This is a genomic window from Rossellomorea oryzaecorticis (assembly GCF_038405515.1).
GTDB lineage: Bacteria > Bacillota > Bacilli > Bacillales > Bacillaceae_B > Rossellomorea > Rossellomorea oryzaecorticis_A.
In genome coordinates, this window is sequence record NZ_JBBYAF010000022.1 from 21,508 (window position 1) to 40,349 (window position 18,842).

Annotated in this window: 19 protein-coding genes; 6 read left to right on the plus strand and 13 right to left on the minus strand. The window is 41.2% G+C overall.

Annotated features, from left to right (window positions below; all coding sequences use genetic code 11):
* Positions 1-60: 60 nt before the first annotated feature.
* Positions 61-366, plus strand: a complete 306-nt coding sequence (locus AAEO50_RS12110; RefSeq protein WP_341983938.1) for an HNH endonuclease — start codon at positions 61-63, stop codon at positions 364-366.
* Between the two features lie 54 nt (positions 367-420).
* Here the strand turns inward: AAEO50_RS12110 and AAEO50_RS12115 are convergent, their stop codons facing one another.
* Genes AAEO50_RS12115 through AAEO50_RS12140 form a run of 6 tightly spaced genes read right to left on the minus strand, consistent with a single transcriptional unit; the run spans position 421 to position 2,474 of the window.
* Positions 421-639: a spore germination protein gene (locus AAEO50_RS12115; RefSeq protein ID WP_341983940.1), complete on the minus strand. Its 219-nt coding sequence runs from the start codon at positions 637-639 to the stop codon at positions 421-423.
* Positions 640-698: 59 nt separating this feature from the next.
* Complete coding sequence (locus AAEO50_RS12120) at positions 699-1,187, minus strand: spore germination protein GerPE (RefSeq protein ID WP_341983942.1); 489 nt, start codon at positions 1,185-1,187, stop codon at positions 699-701.
* A gap of 5 nt (positions 1,188-1,192) precedes the next feature.
* A complete protein-coding gene (locus AAEO50_RS12125; RefSeq protein WP_175988336.1) occupies positions 1,193-1,372 on the minus strand; it encodes a spore gernimation protein GerPD in 180 nt (59 codons plus the stop codon).
* Complete coding sequence (gene gerPC, locus AAEO50_RS12130) at positions 1,353-1,976, minus strand: spore germination protein GerPC (protein WP_341983946.1); 624 nt, start codon at positions 1,974-1,976, stop codon at positions 1,353-1,355. Before gerPC ends, AAEO50_RS12125 begins: the two co-directional genes overlap by 20 nt.
* 27 nt (positions 1,977-2,003) lie before the next feature.
* Positions 2,004-2,240, minus strand: a complete 237-nt coding sequence (locus tag AAEO50_RS12135; RefSeq protein WP_341983947.1) for a spore germination protein GerPB — start codon at positions 2,238-2,240, stop codon at positions 2,004-2,006.
* A gap of 12 nt (positions 2,241-2,252) precedes the next feature.
* Positions 2,253-2,474: a spore germination protein gene (locus AAEO50_RS12140; RefSeq protein WP_341983948.1), complete on the minus strand. Its 222-nt coding sequence runs from the start codon at positions 2,472-2,474 to the stop codon at positions 2,253-2,255.
* A 129-nt stretch (positions 2,475-2,603) separates the two neighbouring features.
* Here AAEO50_RS12140 and AAEO50_RS12145 point away from each other — a divergent pair, with 129 nt between their 5' ends.
* The 4 genes from AAEO50_RS12145 to AAEO50_RS12160 all read left to right on the plus strand — a co-directional run bounded on the left by AAEO50_RS12145 (position 2,604) and on the right by AAEO50_RS12160 (position 8,209).
* A complete protein-coding gene (locus AAEO50_RS12145; RefSeq protein ID WP_341983949.1) occupies positions 2,604-3,791 on the plus strand; it encodes a DUF418 domain-containing protein in 1,188 nt (395 codons plus the stop codon).
* A gap of 41 nt (positions 3,792-3,832) precedes the next feature.
* A complete protein-coding gene (locus tag AAEO50_RS12150; protein ID WP_341983951.1) occupies positions 3,833-4,726 on the plus strand; it encodes a fumarylacetoacetate hydrolase family protein in 894 nt (297 codons plus the stop codon).
* A 77-nt stretch (positions 4,727-4,803) separates the two neighbouring features.
* Entirely contained in the window at positions 4,804-5,163 is a 360-nt protein-coding gene (locus AAEO50_RS12155; RefSeq protein WP_341983953.1) for a YisL family protein, read from the plus strand.
* Positions 5,164-5,293: 130 nt separating this feature from the next.
* A complete protein-coding gene (locus AAEO50_RS12160) occupies positions 5,294-8,209 on the plus strand; it encodes an EAL domain-containing protein (protein WP_341983955.1) in 2,916 nt (971 codons plus the stop codon).
* 92 nt (positions 8,210-8,301) lie between these two features.
* Here AAEO50_RS12160 and AAEO50_RS12165 read toward each other — a convergent pair whose 3' ends face one another.
* Positions 8,302-8,865, minus strand: a complete 564-nt coding sequence (locus tag AAEO50_RS12165) for a DUF2777 family protein (RefSeq protein ID WP_341983956.1) — start codon at positions 8,863-8,865, stop codon at positions 8,302-8,304.
* Between the two features lie 148 nt (positions 8,866-9,013).
* On the opposite strand from AAEO50_RS12165, the gene asnB reads away from it, so the two are divergent.
* Positions 9,014-10,870 carry an asparagine synthase (glutamine-hydrolyzing) gene (gene asnB, locus AAEO50_RS12170; protein WP_341983958.1) on the plus strand — a complete coding sequence of 619 codons (1,857 nt, stop codon included), beginning with the start codon at positions 9,014-9,016 and terminating at the stop codon, positions 10,868-10,870.
* Between the two features lie 81 nt (positions 10,871-10,951).
* On the opposite strand, the gene AAEO50_RS12175 is transcribed toward asnB, so the two are convergent.
* The 6 genes from AAEO50_RS12175 to AAEO50_RS12200 all read right to left on the minus strand — a co-directional run bounded on the left by AAEO50_RS12175 (position 10,952) and on the right by AAEO50_RS12200 (position 18,595).
* Entirely contained in the window at positions 10,952-12,334 is a 1,383-nt protein-coding gene (locus tag AAEO50_RS12175) for an ammonium transporter (RefSeq protein WP_341983960.1), read from the minus strand.
* Between the two features lie 56 nt (positions 12,335-12,390).
* Positions 12,391-12,732, minus strand: coding sequence for a P-II family nitrogen regulator (locus AAEO50_RS12180; protein WP_341983962.1), 342 nt, complete (start codon positions 12,730-12,732; stop codon positions 12,391-12,393).
* A gap of 513 nt (positions 12,733-13,245) precedes the next feature.
* The gene (locus AAEO50_RS12185; protein ID WP_341983964.1) at positions 13,246-14,598 is read right to left on the minus strand and encodes an MATE family efflux transporter; all 1,353 of its coding nucleotides are present in this window, start codon (positions 14,596-14,598) and stop codon (positions 13,246-13,248) included.
* A gap of 93 nt (positions 14,599-14,691) precedes the next feature.
* Positions 14,692-16,452 (minus strand): alpha-glycosidase, encoded by a 1,761-nt coding sequence (locus AAEO50_RS12190; RefSeq protein WP_341983966.1) that lies wholly within the window; start codon positions 16,450-16,452, stop codon positions 14,692-14,694.
* A gap of 565 nt (positions 16,453-17,017) precedes the next feature.
* Positions 17,018-18,187 carry a tyrosine-type recombinase/integrase gene (locus tag AAEO50_RS12195; RefSeq protein ID WP_341983968.1) on the minus strand — a complete coding sequence of 390 codons (1,170 nt, stop codon included), beginning with the start codon at positions 18,185-18,187 and terminating at the stop codon, positions 17,018-17,020.
* Positions 18,188-18,190: 3 nt separating this feature from the next.
* Positions 18,191-18,595 (minus strand): helix-turn-helix domain-containing protein, encoded by a 405-nt coding sequence (locus AAEO50_RS12200; RefSeq protein WP_341983970.1) that lies wholly within the window; start codon positions 18,593-18,595, stop codon positions 18,191-18,193.
* Positions 18,596-18,842 lie beyond the last annotated feature (247 nt).

Consider the following 18,842-nt stretch of genomic DNA (forward strand, 5'->3'; position numbering starts at 1 on the left):
TTTGGCCGTAAAAGGGAAAAGATAGGACGAAATAACACTAAACAGGGGATATGATAGAATATGAGGAACAAAACGATCGGAACATGTGAACTTTGTGCACGCCAGGAAGTTGTCACAACAGTCCATCATCTGACTCCGAAAGAAGTCGGAGGTGCTTTCATGCCGACTGCCGAACTGTGTATGGCTTGTCATAAACAGATTCATTCGCTATACACTAATGAAGAACTGGGAGCAAGGCTGAATACCATCGAAGACTTGAGGAACGATGATAAGATAAGCAAATTCATTAAATGGATTCGCAAGCAGCCGTCATCAAAATTAGTCAAAACAAAAAAGAGTAATGAACGCAAGAGAAGGAAACGTTAGCCAAATCCTGCAAAAAACAAAAAGCAAAAAGCCCTGAGTTTGACTTTTTGCTTTTTAATTATTTCCTGTAATCGGCTGATCTACAACATTGCAATCAAATGTGTTGGTGATACTGAAGACATTATAAGTTAATTGGAATGGACCCGTATTGAATCCACCTGAACCTCCAAACGATTTAGAGGCGGATTTCGGGGAAATGATGGCAGCATCCCCAAACTGAACATTGCCGCCGCCGACACTTAGAATGGAAACCGGACCTATTATCGCTGGCATATAAAACATCCTTCTTTTGTAGTTTACACTTTTAATCTATGTGATAAAGATGAGAGCGTTCACTTATTGTCAGTTTCGTTTTTCCTGTTGTTGAATTCAATGAACTCAACTGGTTCTCCTTCTTCAACTTCCGCTGCAGGGATTTCCACCTCTTCAATTTTTTCAATTTCTTCTTCACCATATTCAGCATCACCCTCAAGTTGACGGATATTTTTTACCCTTGATTCCATATAAGCATTACTTGTATTGCCTATGTGGACGAGGGAAGAAAAAGCTGTTGCATCTACTTTCAAGCAATTGACTTTTATGGGCGAAAGATTCAATCTGCTCACTGAAATTCCAGGGTTGATGGGGGGGAGCTCTATGACTTCATTGAACACTTCTGCCTCAAATCGTCCTTCGCTGCTGAGGAAGAACTCTTTTTCGCGCTGAACAGCGAAGGCTTTCGTAGTAGAAACAATATTTTGTGAGTCCCCAAGCTGATAGATGGAAGAGAAGGAAAGCGTGATTCCTGACAGTTCATTCACGATAGAATATCTTTTTAACATACCAACTAACCCTTCGGAGTCAGTGGGACGAACGGGCCGATCAGCAGAGATTCAGGGGGAGTATCAAAGGCTGATGCGAGCTGTATGATGTCAGCATCCCCAATCAGTACCAGGGAGGCACTGGCCACCCCTGCAATTTCAATGTTTCCGACTGACAATTCCCGGTTAATCACTTGTAGGTTCATCCTTTTTCATTCCTTCCATATTATCGGGCATTTGTGACATGAATGAAAAGAGTGCCGATTGAATATCTTGTTTGATTTTTGAAATGATTTTATCCTTCCATTCTTCATCCGTGTGCTTTCCTTCTACAAACGGGATGTTGTTTACGTAAAAATCAATTCGCTGAGGCATTTGATTAAGCAAATCGTTCTGGATCATTTCGTGATAAGAGGCGTCAATCGATCGCTGAAGCTGAACCTCATTATCCGATATCAGTGAAGGAAGCTCATTTTTAATGTACGCTGTTACTTCTTCTGTAATCTTTTCACGGTAAGGGGTGATATCCTTTACCGCTTTTTTCTTCCCGTTCGGAGCCACGGCGAAATCCTCGATCTCTTCTTTGAGCCCGCCGGGGTTCAGACCAATATTAAGCGTGCCATCCAACGATTCAACCTTTAATTGATCAAATTTATATTCAATTCTTTCGACATTGATTTTCGGGGAGTCTTTGACAGTTGTCAGTTCTTCCGAGAGCGTATTGACTTTTTGTTCCAGCGCGACAATTTTCGTATTCAATTTTTCAATATATTGATAGAGTTGTTGTGGAGTCATGTAGTATTGGTTCATGTTTACACCTCTTTCTTTCGCCGCGGATTAAGCTGTTCCGGGAGTTTGTAAAGGAACAAGCGGAGATATCGACGGGACCTCGGCTGCCGCTTCTCCTCCGCTTTTTTTCGCTTCTGGTGCGGGTTCGGTAAACCCGCCGGTATTGTATAGATAACTGTTCGAATTTATTTGGCCGCAAGTACCTATCTGAAAGACGGAGGAGTTCGTCATTCCCCCTATTTTAATGAAGCGGATTTGAATGGTTTGCTGAAGGTAATAATTCATTTGGCATCACCCTCATAAATTGAAGTTTATACCTGAGTCCATGACATCATCGTCCACCGTGTAAGTCAGTGAACTTTCGTTATACACTGAAATTCCTTTACCTGTTATGAACGAGCCTGCTCCGGCAAAGGTTTTAGCAGTTGAGATGGGACTGATCGTAAACACATCCCCGATATGGAAAACACCGCTGGAACCTACGCTGACGACTTGAGCTATTCCTACAATTGCGGGCATCGCGACTCACACCTTTAAGACTAAGTTAATTATTGTTATTCTATGTGAGTAGAAGAAATAAGTGATAATCGCCTAAACCGCCGTTGTCGAGTACAATGAAAGAGTAAAAAATTTTGGAGGAAAAAATGGATGAACACACTATCGCCGATTGAACATTCTAAACGTATCCAAAGCTTAGATGTAATAAGAGGATTCTCTCTTTTGGGAATATTCATCATTAACATGATTTCTTTTCATTCTCCATTTCTTTATATGGACCCGTATTCCTGGTGGAAAACACCAAGTGATACAGCGCTTTACCCTTGGATAGATGTATTTGTGCAGGCAAGCTTCTATCCCCTGTTTGCGATGATGTTCGGTTATGGTCTCTCTATTCAACAAGATCGGGCTGATAAGAAGGGGATGCCCTTTTATCGCTTTGGAATAAGAAGGCTGTTGATATTGCTTGGGATCGGCTCCGTACATGCTTTCTTGATTTGGTCAGGTGATATTCTGATTAATTATGCAGTATTCGGGCTCCTCCTGTTATTATTTATGAGGTTTTCCGGGAAGAGTTTACTGCTGCTGGGGAGCTTGCTGCTGCTTCTGCCTCAATTGTTTTTTAGTATTTTACTAGTTCTGATGACATTTTCAGATCCAGCAGGTGTTGCTCATTATACAAATATAGCCGCGGTTCAAGATTCCGTTGCCGCATACGCTTCCGGCAGTTTACCCGAGATTATGAAGCAGCGCTTCAGTGATTGGTATACTGTGAATTCACCTGGCAATCTATTATTCCTCGCCCTTTCCATTCTGCCGGTCATGATGATCGGTGCAGGTGCAGGAAAACTGAAATTGCTTGAAAAAGCAGCCTCATTTAAAAAGAGATGGATGCTGCTTGGCGGAGGCTTGCTGATCACGAGTCTGTGCATCAAGATGCTGCCAATCCTGTTAGAGACGAATACCGCGTATTCTTATATACAGGATTATCTGGGAGGTCCTTTCTTATCAGTATCTTATGCAGTAATCCTGGCTTTATTATTAGAGAATAAAAAAATGAAGAAATGGAGCAAGCCCCTTGCATCCGCAGGCAGAATGTCTTTAACAAATTATCTCTTGCAGTCTATTATCGGGACATTGATATTTTATTCATACGGATTTGGTCTGTATGGGGAAGTGACGCTGACCACCGGTACGTTTTTGGCTCTAGGTATTTTCGCCATCCAGGTGCTCCTTTCTGAAATATGGTTTTCGAAATTTTCGTTTGGTCCTGTGGAGAAGGTGTGGCGAGTACTTAGTTATGGGAAAAGACCTTTGATAAAAAAGGAAGAATTATAATTTTATATTCTAAATGATGAAATAAAGGAGACGGAAGGCGGATGAAACTGACGAGTTTTGAAGTAAATGGAAAAGAAACATATGGGGTTGTTGAAGGAGAATATGTTATTGATCTGTTAAATTTATCCGAGAGCTATGGTGAAGTTTTACCGCAGAGTGTACAGGAAGGAATCGAGAGCGGGGAGGAGTTTCTCGGGAAAGCAGCCGAGCTTCTAAGGTTGGCCCGAAGAGAGAATGCTTCCGGCAATCATATGTACAGGTTGAAAGAGATTAACTGGCTTCCGCCTATCCCTGTTGTAAAAAGGAATATTATGTGTGTAGGGAAAAACTATCGTGATCATGCCATTGAGATGGGGAGTGAAAAAGACATACCTGAAAATATCATGATTTTCACAAAAGCGACATCTACGGTGATCGGGCACGAACAGAAGGTTCCTGTCCATGATGATGTTACGAGTGAGCTGGATTACGAAGGTGAGCTTGCCATTGTGATCGGCAAAAAAGGTAAAGGCATCACGCCTGATGAAGCGATGGATCATGTATTTGGCTACACGATCGTTAATGATCTTACAGCTCGCGACCTGCAGAAAAAGCATGGTCAATTCTTTATCGGGAAAAGCTTGGATTTTACATGTCCCACCGGTCCATATATCGTCACAAAAGAAGAAATAGGAGATCCCCACCAACTCATGATTCGTACGAGTGTCAATGGGGAGATCCGGCAGTCTTCCAGCACGGATCTTATGATTTTTAAAATTCCCGACATCATTTCAATCTTATCAAAAGGGATGACCCTCGAGCCGGGAGATATCATCGCGACAGGCACCCCGGCAGGAGTAGGGAAAGGCTTTAAGCCGCCTCGCTTCTTAAAGGCAGGGGACAAGATCCAGATAGAAGTCGAGGGTATAGGAATTTTGACAAATCAGTTACAGTGAGTGATTACATTTCTGTTGCTGAAGCGTATGTGGTAATATATTATGAGCGTAAACAATCTAGTTCTGGGAGGTTCACTATGTTTGATAACACACATGCCCACATTACAACATGGGTAATTGCGATTATCCTTTTCTTTGTAGCCGTTAGATTACATAACGCGGGCAAAGCCAAAGGCATGAAAGTAGTTCAGATGATTCTTCGCCTGTTCTATTTGCTCATCATCCTGACTGGAGCACTATTGTTCTGGAAACATCAAGGCATCAATCCTGCTCTATATGGTATAAAAGCATTGGTCGGAATCTGGGTCATCGGTATGCTTGAAATGATCCTAGTACGCATGAACAAAGGGAAAAGCACGAAAATGTTCTGGATTCAGCTGATCATTGCCCTTATCATCGTTCTCATCTTAGGATTTCAACTGCCGCTTGGATTATAATACCGTCTCGAAAAAGAGTCTGCTTTTTAGCAGGCTTTTTTTGTTGGGGGAAATTTCAAAAAATAATATCCAAAACTGTCGAATTGTGGTATTTTTGTAGTATCATGTCTTTATAGAGTAGGTGTGGAATATGATTACTTCCTTTCAGTACATATACAAAGACGAAAATTCTTTAAAGCAATTTATCCAAGAGAATGATTTGCATTTATTTCCTTCTCTCCTCATTCAAGCCTTCGTCGGTCAATCTTCCATTCATTTCATTACTTCGCTTCAAAAAGAAGTAAATGATTTATTACCCCATTCAACACTCATCGGCTGCAGCTCGACTGATCAAATATTCGAGGGACGCCTTATTTCTGGTATCGTCATTTGCTTTACAGCTTTTGAAAAAACCGAAGTTAATTCATTTCTGCTTGATGAATCAAATCCCGATCGCAGGGATGTCGAACAATTTTACAATGAACTGATCCGGTTTGATACGAAAGTGGTAATGCTTTTTGTCAGTCATCTTAAAATGGATCTATCTGAAATCCTTGAGGGGATAACCCCTCGCAATGATGAATTTAAAATTGTTGGAGGAGTTTGTGCCGATGATCCTGAAGTACGGCCCTCCTATGTATTCACCAACGACAGAATTTCCTGTGACGGGTTTGCAGCGGTTTCATTGAACAACTCTGATTTACATGTACATACATATGCACTTGAACATTGGCAGGAGGTCGGTCCTGCTTTTGAAATCACGAAAGCGGGCGGGAACATCATCTATGAAATAAACCACAAAAAGCCTCTTCAGCTGTTAGAGCGGTATTTAGGGAAAGCGTTCGTTAAAGAACTTCCGGACTCTTCCATTGAATTTCCTTTTCTGGTTCAACAAGGCAGCGAAAAAACAGCTGTTTATGTGATGAACATTTTGACCGGTGGTGCGATTGAAGTAAGCAGGGAGCTGAACGAGGGGGACAAGGTCAGTTTCGGGTTTGTAAATGTCCAGGATTTGCTGCAATCCACAACGAAGCAATTGAATAAGCTCAAGCGAAGGCCGGTGGAGTCTCATTTTGTGTACAATTGTGTGGCGAGGAAAAGATATATACGGGATTTTACCAATCAAGAGCTTTCCAAGTTGAATACGATTGCAGCTGTCAACGGCTTTTTCTCGTATGGTGAATTTGGGTATGATTCAAACAAGAAACCCAAACTTCTGGCTCATTCCTTGACATACTTGGGAATTTCAGAAGGAGTGAGGGAACCTCTTATAGATTTTAAAACAGATTTTCATTTGACTCCTGAAGCGAATGCGATGATGTCTTTGACAAATTTGATCAATACCGCTTCCACTGATATCAAAGAACTCACTCAAAATATCGAGGTATCAGAAGAATATTACCGATCGCTTTTTGATAACAATACGGATTTTGTTTACAGCACAGACTTGAAGGGGCGTTTCACTTCACTCAATCCTTCCTTTATAAAAACATTCGGTTACAGTGAAAAAGAACTGATCGGTAAAAACGCATTGAATTATATCATGCAGCAGGATCAGCAGAGGGTAAGGAGACATTTCTATCGTGCAATGGACGGAAGGGAACAGTATTATGATCTTCCTATTGCCACTAAGGACGGGAGAATCAATCATTTTCAAATAAAAAATATTCCGATCACAGTTAATGGCCAGTGTGTCGGTATATTTGGAATAGGTAAAGACGTCACTCAGCAAAGGCAGTCGGAAAAGAAAATTACACAGCTGGCATACTATGATGGGGACACCGACTTACCTAACAAGCAAAAGTTCAGAGATATTATTGATGAACATATTCATCGGGCAAAAAAGAAAAAGCGTGAATTAGCCGTGCTTTTCATGGACATCGATCGCTTTAAGATCATAAATGATACATTGGGTCACAGAGCAGGTGACCTCATAATAAAGGAACTTGCCCAGCGTCTTGGGGAAACACTTCCAAGGGGTGCGTATCTTGGCAGGTTCAGCGGAGATAAATTTACCGTCCTTTTATCAAAAAACGTAAATGAGGAAAGTATCACTACGTTGACTGACGCTATTTTAAAAGCTATCAGAGCACCATTTTTCTATAAGGGAAAAGAATTCTACATGACCGTCAGTATTGGTGTCGGAATATATCCAAGGGATGGAGAAAAAACCTCAGAAGTCCTGCGTAATGCGGACGCCGCCTTAAATCAAGCAAAATCCAGAGGGGGGAATAATACTGTCTACTTCTCAAGGGATATGAATGAGGAAACACTCCGTAAAGTGGAAATGGAAGCTCAACTACGTAAAGCCATTGTCAAGAATGAATTATATATCGTCTATCAGCCGATCATTGAAGTTCCGAATGAGTCGCTGATTGGCTGTGAAGCGCTCCTGAGATGGCAGCATGAAGAAACGGGACTTATTTCTCCAGCAGAATTCATCCCGCTGGCGGAAGAAATCGGGTTGATTCAGGAAGTTGGGAAGTGGGTGTTGATCGGGGCGTGTAAGCAGCTAAAAGAATGGCAGGATGAACGGCTGGGTGATTTCTATGTTTCTGTAAATGTATCAGCCATTCAATTCCAGCATCCCGCATTTCTGAGTGATGTGAAGGAAGCGTTAAGAGTCTCGGGACTGCCTCCGGAGTATCTTTGTCTGGAACTGACAGAAACCATCATGCTTAACGATGCCTCGTATTCAATCCAGGTCATGGAGGCTCTTTCGGAGCTGGGGGTAAGGCTCGCGATTGATGACTTCGGGACAGGCTACTCATCGTTAAGCTACCTGAAACTCTTGCCTCTTGATATCTTGAAAATAGATCGTTCCTTTGTTCGCAATATGAATGACCATTCCCCTGATGTCGCCATTGTACAGTCCGTTTCCATGATGGGGCGGGGTTTAAAATTGAAAGTGGTGGCCGAGGGGGTTGAAACACCCCGCCAACTGGAGCTTCTCAAACAATTAGGATGTGACTATGCACAAGGGTTCCTCATTGAAAAACCAATGGCGTCATGCATGATGTATGATTTTTTAAGGAAGCATAAAGTGTTAGCACTACAGGAGCATTAAAAGGCACCACTATATGAATAAAAAAATTCGTGCTTTGCCGATTGCGGTCGGTTAAGCACGAATTTTTTGTTTGGTTCGGATGAATTGTCAGGTCATGGATTGAAATTCTCAATCACTATTCGTTTTCCTGTACTGAGAGTAAACTCAAAGCGGTCACGCTTCTTTTTGTAGTAAGTAAAGTGGTGCTGGACTGCACATACTTCCTCACCGTTATCAAAGGTGATAAAGTTTACCCCCTGTTTCATTCTCTGGCTGCCCAGGAAAACAAGGTGATTATGACAGAATATACAATCATAAAGTGAATAATTTAAATTGTTTAAGGTAGATATGAATTGATGGAAAGCATCATCAGAAATGTCCTCTGTCAGACTTTCGAGTGAAAAGAGAATGTTCTTCTTAATTTGAATCCTGTCGCCATCATGCATTCTTATGCGTTCATAAGGAGTCGCGACAACTCCGTTTTCCACTAACACTCCGGTGATCCAGGTATCCTCCCTGAATAGTCTGATTTCATGGTTGATATAAAACTCCAGTTCTGATTCTTCTTCTGCATCTATTTCGAAAAATAACCAAATGTCTTCATCTAAAAGGACAGTTCCTTCTGAAAATGCTCTCTTTTGGGATTTTAGGATGTTTGAACGGTAAATGTTACTCAAATGAATATCCCTCCTTAACTACATTTCTTATCATAATTATCATATTTCATTCATGTAAAGATTGAGTGAGTCAATTAACCATTTATATTGATTTGCATAAGATAATCTATGTGTCAGAGAGCCCAGTTTGCTTGAGCAGAAAGTGAGGATGATCACAATGTGCGGAATTACAGGTTGGATACATTATAAACGAAATCTTTCAAATCAGGAAAAATTAGTGAAAAAAATGGCAGAGACACTGACCAAAAGGGGTCCGGATGAAACAAATACGTGGGTGAATCATCATGTGGCATTTGGCCACAAACGTCTGATCGTAGTGGATCCCGAAGGTGGAAGGCAGCCGATGAGCATCACGCATCAAGGGTATGTCTATACGATTTGTTATAACGGCGAGTTATATAATACGGAAGATTTGCGAGTTGTCTTAAAGGCCAAAGGATACTCATTCAAAGGACACTCCGATACGGAAGTTCTACTGACATCTTATATTGAATGGCGTGAAGAATGTGTACAGCATTTAAATGGGATCTTCGCATTTGCCGTTTGGGACAGTGAGAAGGAGCATGTATACATCGGGAGGGACCGAATGGGCGTAAAGCCTTTATTTTATTTTGAAAAAGATGGGGGGATCGTGTTCGGGTCCGAAATCAAAGCGCTGCTGGCGCACCCTGATGTCAAACCGCATGTGACACACGAGGGATTGGCGGAGGTATTGGGACTTGGGCCTTCCAGGACACCTGGTGAAGGTGTATTTAAAGACGTGAAGGAACTTCGTCCGGCTCACGCCATGGTTTTCTCAAAAGCTGGATTGAAAATATGGAGATACTGGAATGTGAAGAGTGAACAGCATAAACATTCATTTGTGGAAACGGTAGCCAATGTACGATTCCTGTTGACCGATGCCATCAAACGTCAGCTTGTATCAGACGTTCCCCTCTGTTCATTTCTATCAGGCGGCGTGGACTCCAGTGCAATAACTGCAATCGCCGCCAACACTTACCATGACGAAGGAAAAGGGAATCTTCATACCTACTCAATCGATTATGAAGAAAATGATCAGTATTTCACCAAAAGTGATTTCCAGCCGAATTCCGATGCCCCATGGATTGAAAAAATGTCAAAAGAATTCAATACGATTCATCATCGCAGTGTCATAAGCCAGGAAGTGCTGAAGGATTATCTGATTGAAGCGGTTCATGTAAGAGACCTGCCTGGAATGGCTGACGTCGATTCATCGCTGTTATGGTTCTGCAAAGAAATCAAGAATGATTTTACAGTCGGACTTTCTGGTGAGTGTGCGGATGAGATCTTCGGAGGCTATCCATGGTTTCACCGTGAAGATGACTTTAACCGAAAGGGATTTCCCTGGATGCGTTCAGTCGCTGAAAGGCAGGGGTTGTTAAAAGACGATTGGAACAAAAAGTTGAACCTTCAGGAATATGTACTCTATCAATACGACAAAACGGTGGCTGAAACTCCTTTATTAGAAGGCGAGAATGAAATCGAAACGAAGAGAAGGCAATTATTCTATTTGAATTTAATATGGTTCATGACGACTTTATTGGACCGCAAAGATCGTATGAGCATGGGCGCGAGTCTCGAGGTCAGGGTCCCATTTGCCGATCACAGACTGGTTGAGTATGTATGGAATATCCCGTGGGAAATGAAAATGTATGAAAACAGGGAAAAAGGAATCCTCAGAAAAGCACTGGAAGGGATTTTACCTAATGAAGTTCTATATAGAAAGAAAAGTCCTTATCCCAAAACGCATCATCCAGTCTATACAAAACTAGTGAGTGACTGGTTGAATGAAATTCTGGCAGACAGGTCCAGTGTTCTGTATGAGTTGTTTAACGAACAAAAGCTAAAGGAAATCGTGAAAACGGGTGGAGCGGCATTTCAGGTTCCGTGGTACGGCCAGTTGATGACAGGCCCGCAGCTATTGGCTCACCTTGGTCAGATTCATGTGTGGTTTGAGGACTATGGTATACAAATCGTGGAGTAAAGAATGAGTTATGCAGTCTGGAACATTTCTAACAAAATAGACCCATCCGCAAAAGCGGATGGGTCTATGCTTGTTAATCAATCAAACCGTATTCCTTTGATCTACCTTACTCAACTTACTGGGACTGATTGAGTTTAAACGTTCCACCAGATCAGTTCCGAATGGGGAAGGAGAAGCATTTGATTCGAGTACAGTGTCTTTCAGTTCATACGCATTTGATCCATGTTCGGTAAAGTCAAGGCCGGATAATTCTTCATCCCTGGATACGCGGATGCTTGAAACTCTAGTTGCGATAAACAGGAAGCCGCCCACTGTGACAGATGTCCACACGATTATTGCAGCAATTCCAATTGCCTGCACTGCAAGTAATGAAGCGCCTCCTCCGTAGAATAATCCGTTCTGGACATCGAATAATCCGACGGCTGCCGTTCCCCAAATTCCGCATATACCATGAACGGCGATTGCTCCTACGGGGTCATCAATTTTGAATTTCGTATCAAGAATTGTAACGGCCTCGACTAGAATGACCCCTGCGATAAGCCCAATAATGAGTGAACCCGTTAAGGATACATTTGCACACCCTGCAGTAATCCCGACTAAGCCGCCTAATGCTCCATTAAGGGTTAAAGAAGGGTCCACCCTCTTGAATCTGAACAACGTATAAAGTGAAGAGGATAGAATTGCTGCAGAGGCTGAGAATAAGGTTGTTGTGATGACGTGAGGAACAAGTTCAGGGTCGGCTGCCAAGCTGCTGCCTCCGTTAAATCCGAACCAGCCAAACCATAGGATGAAGACCCCGAGAGCCCCTAAAGGAATATTATGACCCGGAATGGCATTCGCTTTCCCTTTGGAATATTTTCCGATGCGGGCACCTAAGAATAATACCGTGATGAGTGCTCCGACAGCTCCTGTTAAATGTACGACTGTAGAACCGGCAAAATCAACAAACCCCAATGTCGAGATCCACCCTCCGCCCCACACCCAGTGTCCCACAACAGGATAAATAGCGCCTGTCATGACAATCGTTAATAAAATATAACTCTTTAGTTTCATACGTTCTGCGACTGCTCCAGATATAATCGTGGCGCAGGTAGCGGCAAATACGGATTGGAATAGGAAGAATCCGATATCTTCACGCCCTGACAGAAAGAAGCTGTCAATTCCAGCGAATCCGCCGGCGCTGCTGCCGAACATCAATCCAAAACCGATGAAGAAATAAAGAACAGCTGCAATTGAAACAGTGAGGAAATTTTTCATTAAGATATTAAGTGCGTTTTTTGCACGGGTAAATCCTGTTTCTACCATCGCAAATCCGGCATGCATGAAAAATACTAAAAAGGCTGCAATCATGACCCACATCGAGTCTACAGAAGCTTGAACGGTTTCAGCAGTAGGAGCAGCGGCAAATGCAGAAGTACTAAAAACAAGAGACAATAGCAGTAAAACAGTTACTTTTTTAATCAATGGTTATCCCTCCGATTTTTTTATGAAAAACGTAAATGAATTTAGTAGAAAGAAGCCTAAAGGACGGCTTCCTTTCCTCGTTCCCCTGTACGGATCCTAACAACCTCTTCGACTGGATAAATAAAAATCTTTCCGTCACCGACGGTTTCCGTACTGCATTGCTCGACTATGAGATCAATGATTCCTTCCACTTGATCATCGTCTACCACCATTTCCACCTTCACGCGTGGAACCAGGTTGATTTCAAACTTATTTCCCCGAAAAATTCCTTGTTTGCCCTTTTGCTTTCCGCATCCAGCAGCTTCCGAAACAGTTAATCCGCTGAACCCGCGATGACTTAGTGCTTCACGTAATGAAATAAAAGCCTCTGCACGGATAATCGCTTCCACTTTTTTCATGGATTTTCCTCCTTTAATGATTGTTTTTATTTCGATGTTAGTTTTCTTAACATCTATTTGTTATATTATTTATCATATTCAGAAAATAACAAAATATCAAGTACTTTTTTTACTTGAAAGCGTTTTTATGTAAAAAAACCTAACATCAATCTTGTGAAATGAGAAAATAGTAAAAAAGAGGCTGGGACAAAACAATAAAACAACTATCTAAAGACAAACATTCTAGAGTGGTCTCTAAATACCGCTAATGATTTCCGTGCAAGACTTCGCTTTCCGCGGGTAGCCCGTGAGCCTCTCGTCACTTCGTTCCTGCGAGGTCTCACATTAGCTACTCTTCCCGCAGGAGTCTTCGTCTTGCACTCCAATCAACCGCTGGAAAGAGCAAATATCTAAATGTACATTTAAACTAAAAACACGAACTAATTTGCCAGTTAGATGACGAATTAGTTCGGGTTTTAATTGAGCTAAACACTTTTGTCCCAGCCTCTTTCACGTTTTAAATCATTTCGTTTCTTACAAGCCCTTTTTATTGCTAACAAAGCTTTTTTTCATCCACACTTTAGAACGCCAGCGTTTCAGCATGATTAAACCTCTCAGCCATTCGTCTGCGATGAAGGAAATCCAAATGCCGATTAGGCCGAGGCCGAACGAGATTCCTAGTACATAGGACAATGTGACGCTCACACCCCACATTGAAAGGATTCCCATGTAGACAGGGAAGCGGACATCTCCTGTCGCCCTAAGTGAATTAATGACAACCAGGTTGAAGCTTCTGCCGGGTTCAAGGATGATGGTTAAATAGATTAATATTTTTCCAAGTGAAATGATTTGTTCATTATCTGTAAAAATACGTAAAAGAGGATCTGCGAAGAGAGAAAAGATCCCAGCCATTGCGAGTGAAATAACGATGGCGATTTTTAAACTTTTCAAACACCGGTCGTACGCATTTTCGTATTCTCCCGCCCCAACCAGGTGACCGATCAATATTTGCGTTCCCTGACTGATGGCTACGCTGAATAAGAAGATGAACATCATTAAGTTTTGCGCGTACACTTTCGTTGTAAGTGCTGTAGTGCCTATGCTTGCGATGAAGTACGTTATGGCCATTTGCGAACCATTATAAGATAAATGTTCGCCTGCAGATGGAATGCCGATACGAAGTAAATTCTTTACATAAAAAAAAGGAAGCTTGAACATTCTTTTAAACGGTAAAGCGGAAGGGATTCTCTTCATGATTAAAATGATCCCTGCAATAAGTCCGAGCATTCTGGAAGTAATGGTTGAAATGGCAACACCTTCAACTCCCAAAACAGGAATGCCAAACGGCCCGAAAATAAACAGGTAATTACCGATCACATTCAAGATATTCATTCCGATTGTGAGGTACATGGCATCTTTGGTGTAGCCGTAACTTCTCATGATTGATCCGGAAGTCATTATCAGCGCCTGTATAAATGCGAATCCCCCCACAATTTTCAAGTAGGAAGAAGCTTCATTCATCAAGGACTGAGGGAGGTCCATGGACGAGAGTATTGGTTGTGTGAACAGAATTAGAGCCATACTCAGAGATAGGCCGAATAGAAGATTCACGGCAAGCGAAACAAGAGAAATCTCTCCTGCGAAACTATCTTCTTTGGCTCCCAGATGCTGTGCCACCAGAATTGCAGTACCGGTAGCGACAAAGCCGAACATCACAATAATGAGAGAAAGTATTTGGTTGGATACTCCGACTGCGGCCACGGAATCATCTGAGTATTGGCTTAGCATCAAGGTATCGGCATTCCCCATGAGCATATGTAATAAGATTTCAATAAAAATAGGCCATGTGAGCGCAAACAAGGTCATCTTATTCTGTGTTTTGTTCATATAGTTACTCCTTGTCGTGAAAAGTTCGAAAAACTGAGAAGGGGACTAACTCTATAAACTGAGTTAGTCCCTTTATTTGCAAGGAATCAAGATTTAAAAATGCAGAATGGCAAATCCGTATTCTTCAAGTTCGACTTCGATGGTTTCAGCCTCAGCAGCGAACTCTTCATTATTCCAAAGATTTACGATTTTTTTTCCTTTTAAATCAAACGGCAGGGAGTAGGTGGTCGCTTCTTCCAGGCAATTCAACAGGATGAAAATCGTGTCTTCACCGTTCGATTTCGTGAAAGCGATGCAGCCTTCATGGAGGTCAGCCGGCAAGAAAGAGAGATTCCCTTCGTTAGCAAGCAATGGATGGCTGCGTCGAAGCTCGATGTGCTTTTGTACATGATTGAAAATTTCCTCGTTATGCTTCTCCTTTTCCCAGGGGAAGCATTTTCGGCAGCCCGGGTCTTGTTCGCCGGTCAAGCCGATTTCATCTCCGTAATATATACAGGGGGTACCCGTGAACGACAGCATGAAGCTATAGATCTGTTTCAGTCTGCGAATGTCATCACCACACTCTGTCAATATCCTAGGGGTGTCATGACTTCCCACTAGATTGAAATTGACTTCATTTATGTTCTTGGGATACATATGAATGACACTTGTTAAATTCTCTGCAAATTGAGCAGGTGAGATGGATTGTTTTGCGAACAGGTTTATTATGTTGGCGGTAAACGGATAATTCATCACAGCATCAAACTGATCGCCGCGCAGCCAAGGCATCGAATCATGCCAAATTTCTCCCAGTATATACAACTCAGGTTTTATTAATTTTACTTCTTTTCTAAAGTCACGCCAGAACTGATGATCTACTTCGTTTGCTACATCAAGGCGCCAGCCGTCGATATCGAACTCCTTCACCCAGTAGCGGCCAACTTCGAGTAAATACTCCCGCACTTCGCGGTTTTCAGTGTTTAATTTAGGCATGTAAGCCTCAAATGCAAACGTATCATAGTTTGGTGGACTGCTTTCAGTATTTATAGGGAATTCTCTGATATGAAACCAATCGCTATATGGTGATTCTTCGCCCTTTTCAATAACATCCTGGAAATGTGGAAAATGGAAGCCGCTATGATTGAACACTGCATCCAACATAACTTTGATACCATTTTCGTGACACTTGCCTACAAGCTCCTTCAACGTATCCTTTGTCCCGAATTGAGGATCCAGTTCAAAATAGTCAATCGTATCATATTTATGGTTGGAATGAGCCTTGAAGATGGGGGTGAAATAGATACCGCTGATCCCCAATTCTTTAAGGTAGGGAATATTCTCTATAACACCCTCGAGATCGCCTCCGAAGAAATTTGTTGTCGAAGGCTCCGCGCTGTTCCACTCCAAGGCGCCTTTTGGATCGTTATTTCGATCACCATTTGCAAATCGTTCCGGGAAGATCTGATACCAAACCGTATTCTTGACCCATGAAGGAGCTTGAAAAACATCAATCGGATTTAAGAAAGGAAAACAAAAATAATCGCCGATGTCTGATGAGGGGTTCTCTGAGAACCCTTTTTCACCATAAAAGATTTCCTCTTCTCCATCATTCAGGACAAAACCGTAGCGAAGACGTCTGAAAGGAGGTGTCAATGAAGCGAACCAGTAATCAAATAAATGATCGCTGCCTGTCATGGTCATTGCCATTTTATCGTATATCCACCCTTCGTTTTCCCAGTGATAAGGGTCGCCGTGAAGGAGAGTAGCTGTTTTTATATCGTTTTTCTTGGTTCTCAACCGGATATGCAGCTCTTCATTAGTGCAAGCGTATGCATAGTTATCTTTTGGTCGATGATAAATCGCTTCAAGTAACATTGGGTGTCCTCCTTTTTTTGCAATTTTAATTACAGAGTAGTCTACTATCATAGATACGGACACTCTTTATTACTGATACAGTTATGCCATTATAAACCTTGATATAATAACAATCATATTTTATAGATCATGCTCATATATTTTTATGTTGGGGACATTTAAACTGAATTCGTCCCCAGTTTGTCCCCAATGAGATAAAAAACACAGTTATTTAGATAGTATTTACTTTAATACTTTAATGTACTAAAGTATTGAATGCTCTATATATATTAAGAAAGGTGTACCATACATAATTATTATCATACCAGTTAGTATTTTGTCTATTGTATATGGTACATGTATAACTAATAGTAAAACGAAAGATACTTTAGTACGTTAATATATTAAAGTAATTATATATAAGGTTGGCTAGGGGACATTATTTACTGGAATCGTGTCCCCATGTCCCCAGTAGCTTATAAACGTTGATATAAAAGGCTTTTAGGTGGGGACACCCCATGTCCCCAGATGTCCCCAGTGTCCCCAGATGTCCCCAGGGCATAAAAAAAGAGGCTCAATATTTAAATTAAGCCTTTTTAGAGTTGGTAAACAGTGTATTTAGTTTGTCAGCGGCTTCTTCATCTGCTTCTCGTATATAGTGTCCGTAGACGTTCATGGTAGTAGATATGTCAGCGTGACCTAAACGCTCAGAAATAACTTTAGCGTGTACTCCCTGGTTAATTAGGAGAGTGGCAGCGGTATGCCTTAGATCATGGAAGCGAATCTTTTTAAGTCCTGTACGCTTTAAAAATCCTGTCCACCATCTACCTGGGACTTGAGGGAAGTACGGTTTCCCATCCCATGTGGAAAATACGAAGAAATAATCTCCACCTTCCCATAATTCAGCAGCCTTTAGGCGTTCTTTTTGCTTACGTAACTTATATTTCTTTAACTCAGAAACCATATATGTTGGTATAACTACGGTACGAATAGAATTATTTGTTTTCGGCTTACTTAATTTACGACCTTCTCTATTGACATATTGGAGAGAATGAACGACTTTAATGGTTCTTTCTTCAAAATTAACGTCATCCCATTGCAATCCTAATATTTCACCTCTTCTTAATCCGGAACTTATAGCGATCATAACAATTAGTCTGAAATGAATTGGCTCATCATTTAGAAACTGGAATAATTCTAACACTTCTTCCTCTGTATATACTTCATGCTTTGCTTGTGCGACTTTAGGAGATTTAACACTTATTACTGGGTTAGTCTTGATTATCTTCCACTCAGTAGCACGTGTGAATATATCCCTCAATATACGATGGTGGTACTTAATTGTAGAAGAGGATAAGCCTCCTTCTTTTCCATCACAACGAGTATGTTCTAAACTGTCCAGATAATTGATAATGTGAATTGGTTTAAACTCATTCAGATTTTTATTAGCGAACGTAGGTATTAAATAATTATTTATGGCGTACTCGTATGTTTGAATGGTTGTAGGTGACAAATGTTTACGTGCATATTTACTTTTCCATTCCTCCACAAAGTCTCCAAACTTCATTTTTGAAGGGTCGATATATTCCCCAGCTTCAATCTCGGTAATGAACTCAGCAAGCTTCTTTTTAGCTTCTGTTTTATTCTTTGCTTTAATCGTTTTTGTTTTCTTCACGCGTTTCCCGGTGTGATCGTAGCCCATCGAGTATATAAGTCTCCAGGAATTGACTCCACGCTTTTCTATGCTCCCGGCCATGTTTTATCCCTCCTTAAAGAGTACATTCAACATTTCAATAGCTTGCTTTTTTTGTGCTTCAGTTAAAATTCTCCCTCTATAGGAAGCGGAATTATTTTTACTCAAAATTTCGTAAATGTCTTCATTAGATTTTCCCTTGTTTTCAGATTCATTAATTTTCTTGTTTAAAGCTTTCATCTGTTTGGGGTCGAAAGGATCGTCTATATACCCTGCTAACATCATTAAATCCCCATTAGGCACTCCTAAACCTTTGGCAATTTTATTAAGGGTATCAACCTTAGGGACGCCTATTTTGTTATTTTCCAACCTGGACAGATAGCCTTTAGATATATCCGTGAGTGCAGATAGGTCTCTAAGTGATATGTTTTTTTCTTTCCTAATTTCTTTCAAACGTACACCGAATGACATTAAAAATCCTCCTAATAAGTTTGTTGTTGTCCTTAGTATAAACGATGGGTTTCATTTTGTAAAACTTTTTCTTGTCCAGGGGTTGCATTTTTGAAACCGAACATATATACTGTAATTAACATCAACACCATAGAACAATACAACTGTAATAAAAGGCATTAAATAATGGAAGTCAACAAGATACATATACAGACTTATCCACATATCAACAGGTTCTATAAAGACAGTGCCTAGTTTTATATTAAAG